Below are 2,214 nucleotides of genomic sequence, written 5' to 3'. Positions count from 1 at the left end.
CTGCTGCTGGGGCGGCGCCTGCGCCGGAGCAGCCGCCGCCCCAGCGCCTCCCATGGCCCCGGACCCCGCGCCGTACCCGGAGCCCGGCCCACTAGGGCCCCCGGCACCACCGCCGCCGCCACTGCCACCGGCACCACCGCCGCCACCCGACGGATCGACAATCGCCTCGACCTGCCACTGCACTCCCAGTGCATCGCCGAGCGCCTGCCGCAGCACCTCGTCGCTGCCACCGTTGGCGAAGCTGTCCCGCGCCCCCGCGTTGGGGAACCCGATCTGCAGCGTCTTGCCGTCGAAGCCGACGACCTGCGCGTTCTGGCTGAGCAGAATCCAGGTGAAGCGCCGCCGGTTCTTGACGGCCTCCAGGATCTGCGGCCACATCTGCCGGACCTGAGCCGGATCGCCGCCACCGCCCGCAGGGGCAGCAGCCGCTCCGCCGTCCGCGCCACCCCCTGGCGGCCCGGACGGTGCCGGGGCGGCGGACGGAGCTGCGCTGCCACCGCTTGGCGGCCCGGCCGTACCGGGCCAGGCACCGGGCCGCCGCCCGGAATCCGCACCGGCGCCGCCACCCGGCCCCGTCCCACCGGGCCACGCGCCGGGCCGTCGTCCTGTCTCCTGCGCGGCGGGCGCGGCGGGCGCGGAAGGGGCCGGAGCCGAGGGAGCCAGAGGAGCCGGGGCCGAGGCCCCCGGAGCAGCACCCGAGGACGGCGCGGACGGCACGGCCCCGGCCACCTGTTCCCCGGCGACGTCCCCCGCACCAGGCATCCCGGCACCACCAGCAGCACCCGCACCCGCACCGGGCCCCCCTGCCCCAGGCACTCCACCACCAGGCGCCCCGGCGCCAGGCATCCCACCCGGCACCCCGGCGCCAGCCGCACCAACCCCCTGCCCACCCAGGGCAGCACCGGCAGCCCCCCGCTCCAGCCGGTCCAACCGGGCCTGGACGGAGCGCTCATCCCCGTACGTGGCGGGCAACAGCACCCGCGCGCAGATCAACTCGAGCTGCAACCGCGGGGCAGTGGCCCCCCGCATCTCTGTCAAGCCAGTGTTGACGATATCGGCGGCCCGGCTCAGCTCCGCGGCGCCGAAGACCGACGCCTGGGCCCGCATCCGCTCGACCACGTCCCCCGGCGCGTCGATCAGCGACTTCTCCACGGCGTCCGGCACGGCGGCCAGGATCACCAGATCCCGCAGCCGCTCCAGCAGATCGGTGACGAACCGGCGCGGATCGTGCCCGCCCTCGATGACCCGGTCGACGATCTCGAACGCACGCGCCCCGTCCCCCGCCGCGAACGCATCGACGATGTCGTCCAGCAGAGCACTGTCGGTGTAGCCGAGCAGCGAGGTCGCCATGGCATATGTCACACCGTCCTCACCGGCCCCGGCGAGCAACTGGTCCATCACCGACATCGAGTCCCGCACCGAGCCGGCACCGGCCCGTACGGCCAGCGGCAGGACGGCGTCCTCGACCGGAATGCTCTCCCGCTCACACACCTCGGCCAGGTAGTCACGCAACGTACCCGGCGGGACGAGCCGGAACGGATAGTGGTGCGTACGCGACCGAATGGTCCCGATGACCTTCTCGGGCTCCGTCGTCGCGAAGATGAACTTCAGGTGCTCGGGCGGCTCCTCGACCACCTTCAGCAGCGCGTTGAACCCGGCCGGGGTCACCATGTGCGCCTCGTCCACGATGTAGATCTTGTACCGGCTCGAGGCGGGCCCGAAGAACGCTTTCTCCCGCAGCTCACGGGCGTCGTCCACACCTCCGTGCGAGGCGGCGTCGATCTCGATGACGTCGATCGAACCGGGCCCGTTCCGCGCCAGGTCACGGCACGACTGGCACTCCCCGCAGGGCGTGGGCGTCGGCCCCCGCTCGCAGTTGAGACACCGGGCCAGAATGCGCGCGCTGGTCGTCTTCCCACAGCCGCGCGGGCCACTGAAGAGGTACGCGTGGTTGACCCGGTTGTTCCGCAGCGCCTGCTGGAGCGGATCGGTCACATGCTGTTGCCCGATGACCTCGGCGAAGGTCTCGGGGCGATAGCGGCGGTACAGGGCGAGGGACGACACACCCCCGACGATATCGGCCCCCACCGACAAGCGGCCCACTCCGCACCCGGCGCACGAACACCAAGAAACGCAAACGCCCCTCACGCACCCGCCAGAGCCGACCTACCCTTGCTGCCTTCCGGCCCTGGGGGAGTTCAGTCAGTTAGCGCC

1 protein-coding gene and 1 other RNA gene are annotated in these 2,214 nt (G+C 72.9%); both read right to left on the bottom strand.

Annotated elements, in window-relative coordinates:
* Positions 1-2,064, bottom strand: a 2,064-nt coding sequence (locus ITI46_RS34200; RefSeq protein ID WP_209243907.1) for a DNA polymerase III subunit gamma and tau, incomplete at its 3' end; no start/stop codon positions are given.
* A gap of 66 nt (positions 2,065-2,130) precedes the next feature.
* An RNA gene (gene ffs, locus ITI46_RS34195) (signal recognition particle sRNA small type) lies at positions 2,131-2,214 on the bottom strand; the annotation flags it as partial.

The organism is Streptomyces oryzae (genome assembly GCF_017676365.1).
Lineage (GTDB): Bacteria > Actinomycetota > Actinomycetes > Streptomycetales > Streptomycetaceae > Streptomyces > Streptomyces oryzae.
Note: the sequence above shows the minus strand (reverse complement) of the source record. Positions and strands in the feature narration are given on the sequence as shown.